The organism is Sphingomonas sp. NPDC019816 (assembly GCF_050274375.1).
GTDB lineage: Bacteria > Pseudomonadota > Alphaproteobacteria > Sphingomonadales > Sphingomonadaceae > Sphingomonas.
Window position 1 is genome coordinate 1 of sequence record NZ_JBNNOB010000224.1, and the last position, 3,291, is coordinate 3,291.

The 3,291-nt window shown below is 67.6% G+C and carries 3 protein-coding genes; 1 reads left to right on the forward strand and 2 read right to left on the reverse strand.

Annotated features, from left to right (window positions below; genetic code table 11):
* Nucleotides 1–279: 279 nt before the first annotated feature.
* Nucleotides 280–1,272 (reverse strand): AraD1 family protein, encoded by a 993-nt coding sequence (gene araD1, locus ACQKJZ_RS18720; RefSeq protein ID WP_427733137.1) that lies wholly within the window; start codon nt 1,270–1,272, stop codon nt 280–282.
* Between the two features lie 72 nt (nt 1,273–1,344).
* Nucleotides 1,345–2,868: an aldehyde dehydrogenase (NADP(+)) gene (locus ACQKJZ_RS18725; RefSeq protein WP_427733139.1), complete on the reverse strand. Its 1,524-nt coding sequence runs from the start codon at nt 2,866–2,868 to the stop codon at nt 1,345–1,347.
* A 110-nt stretch (nt 2,869–2,978) separates the two neighbouring features.
* Here ACQKJZ_RS18725 and ACQKJZ_RS18730 point away from each other — a divergent pair.
* The coding region (locus ACQKJZ_RS18730) for a FadR/GntR family transcriptional regulator (RefSeq protein ID WP_427733141.1) at nt 2,979–3,291 on the forward strand (313 nt) is incomplete at its 3' end.

Sequence of the window (3,291 nt, forward strand, 5' to 3'; positions counted from 1 at the left end):
CGTGGACCACCGCTGCGGTGAAACCCCTCTAGGCGCCCTCACACCAAACCGTCAACAGCCCTTTTCACTTTTTCGTAAAAATTCGGGAAATGCTCCGAATTACAGTGGGTTGCCGCTACGATAGCTGGGGCCAACTCGCGGAACCTTATCGCCGCCGGAGCGTGCCTTCCTCGAATCGGTGCTGCGAACTGGCGAGAATCACCGCCCCGGATACATCAGGGGCGCCCTTCCCGGTTGGAAAGGACGCCCCCGGGCATTCGGCGGTAGAGAATCGAGCGATCAGAGACGCCCGACCGTCACCGGCTTATCCTCGCTACGCTTCAGCGGATTGGCGAGCGGCAGGGTGAAGGGTGCGGCCGCGATCTCGAACACATCGCCTTCCTCGGTGCGGATGCCGTCCGAGAAGGACAGCGTCGCCGTGCCGAAGAAGTGGACGTGCACGTCGCCCGGACGACGGAACAGCGCGTATTTGAAGTGGTGATGCTCAAGGTTCGCCAGGCTGTGCGACATGTTCGCCTCGCCCGACAGGAACGGCTTTTCCCAGATGGTCTGGCCGCCGCGCGCGATCTTGCTGGTGCCCTCGATATGCTCGGGGACTTCGCCCAGCAGCAGTTCGGCACCGAGCGATGCGGGACGCAGCTTGGAATGGGCGAGCCACAGATAATTGTGACGCTCGGTCACATGGTCCGAAAACTCGTTGGCTAGACACAGGCCCAGGCGATGCGGCGTACCGTCGGGACCGATCAGGTAGATGCCCGCCAGTTCCGGCTCTTCGCCGCCATCCTGCGCGAAGGCAGGCATTTCGAGCGCGTCGCCCGGGCCGACCAGCTGCGAACCATCGCCCTTGTAGAACCATTCGGGCTGCTGGCCCACCTGGCCTTCACCAGGCTTGCCGCCCTCGACCCCTTCCAGGAACATGCGCATCGAGTCGGTCTGCTGCGTGGCGGCGGCCGCCTCGCGGTGCATCTTGTCGCGCCCCTCGGCCGAGCCGAGATGGGTCAGGCCGGTGCCGGTCATCACGCAATGCGCGGGGTCCTCATGGTCGATCGGCGCGATCAGATGCCCCGCCGCCAGTTCGGCCGCGAGATCGACCGCAGCACCCTCACCACAGGCCAGCGCGGTGTCGAGCAGCGACTGGCCCTCGGCGATCGCGCGCTGGGCAAGCGCGACGACGCTCTCGACGCCCGGCACGAACGTGGCCTGGTCGCCGCGCGCCAGAATGACCGAACGCGAGCCATCGGGCGCGCGGTGCTGCAACAGACGATCAGCCATGAAATCCTCCCCTAACGTCTTTTCAACAAAAAGGGGGCGCGGACCCTGATCCGGTCCGCGCCCCGTCATTCCTCAGCCCGGCTGGCCATCGACCAGACGGGGCAGCGTGCCCGCGGCTTCGTCCTTCAGATCCTGCGGCAGCAGCGCGGCCGAGAGGTTCTGGTACGACACCGGCCGCAGATAGCGGTCGATCGCCAGGCTGCCGACCGAGGTCGTGCGCGCGTCCGAGGTCGACGGGAACGGCCCGCCATGAACCATCGCATGGGCGACTTCCACGCCGGTCGGCCAGCCATTGGCGAGGATGCGCCCCGCCTTGCGCTCTAGGACCGGCACCAGCCGTGCGGCCATGTCGGTATCGCCCTCATCCATCTGGATCGTCGCGGTCAACTGACCCTCGGCGGCCTTGAGCACGGCGGTCAGTTCCGCCTCGTCGCGGCAGCGGACCAGGATCGAGGAGGCGCCGAATACTTCATGGCCGAGCGTTTCGTCGGTGAGGAAGGCTTCTGCCGTGGTCTGGAAGAAGGCGGCGCGACCGGCGGTGATGCCCTCACCCACCTTGCCCTGCGCCACCGTCTCGACCTTGTCATGGCTCGCGAGCGACTCGATGCCCTTGGTATAGGCGGCGTGGATGCCCGGCGTCAGCATGGTCTGCGCCGCCGCTTCGGGCAGCGCGGTGCGGGCCGCCTCAACGAACGCGTCTAGGCCTTCGCCCTCGATGGCGAGCAGCAGGCCCGGATTGGTGCAGAACTGGCCCGCACCCATGGTCAGCGAGCCGACGAACGCGGTGCCGAGTGCGCCGCCGCGTGCCTTCAACGCTTCCGGCATCAGGACGACCGGGTTGATGCTCGACATTTCGGCATAGACGGGGATCGGCACGCTCCGTTCCTGCGCGATCTTGACCAGTGCCAGACCACCGGCGCGCGAGCCGGTGAAGCCGACCGCCGCAATGCGCGGGTCGCGGACCAGCGCCGCGCCCAGTTCGTTGCTGGGGCCGGTCAGGTGGCTGAACACGCCCTTTGGCAGGCCGCAGGCTTCGACCGCGCGTTCGATCGCGGCGGCGACCAGCGCGCCGGTCTGCGGATGGGCGGGATGGCCCTTCACTACGACCGGGCAACCGGCGGCCAGCGCCGAGGCGGTGTCGCCACCGGCGGTCGAGAAGGCGAGCGGGAAGTTCGACGCACCGAACACCGCGACGGGGCCGAGCGGCACCATGCGCAGACGCAGATCGGGGCGCGGCAGCGGCTGGCGGTCGGGCATGGCGGGGTCGATACGAGCCTGCAGATAGGCCCCGGCGCGCAGCACCTTGGCGAACAGGCCCAGCTGGCCGACGGTGCGGCCCCGCTCGCCCTCCAGACGCGCGCGCGGCAGGCCGCTTTCGCGCATCGCGGCTTCGATCAGTTCGTCGCCGATGGCCATGATCTCGGCACCGATCTTGTCGAGGAACACGGCGCGCTCCTCGCGGCTGGTGGCGCGATAGACGTCGAACGCCTCTTCGGCGGCCGCACAGGCGGCATCGACATCGGCCGGTCCGTGCACGGCAAAGGGTTCACCCACGGGCTGGCCGGTCGCGGCATCGATCGAACGGAAATCGGTCATTGGGGAAGCTCCTTCATATTACTCCGACATATTCATTTGACGGAGTGATGGCAATGTTAAAGGTTGTGCGCAAAGATGGGGGCGGAGAGGTATGATCGATGGATGACACGATGACGAACGGGGACGCGCCGCCCGAAACCATCGCGGGGACGGCGCCTGACGAAGCCGCCCCGAAGGCGCGGCGCGGCACCGGCCGCCGCCTGCACGGCGCGATCGCGCACAAGCTGGGCGCCGCGATCGTTTCGGGCGAATATCGCCCCGGTGATACGCTGTCGGGCGAGGTCGCCTTTTCCGAAGCGCTCGATGTGTCGCGCAGCGCGTACCGTGAGGCGGTGCAGGTGCTCAGCGCCAAGGGACTGGTCGAGAGCCGCCCGAAGACCGGCACCCGCGTCCTGCCGCGCAACCGCTGGAACCTGCTCGATC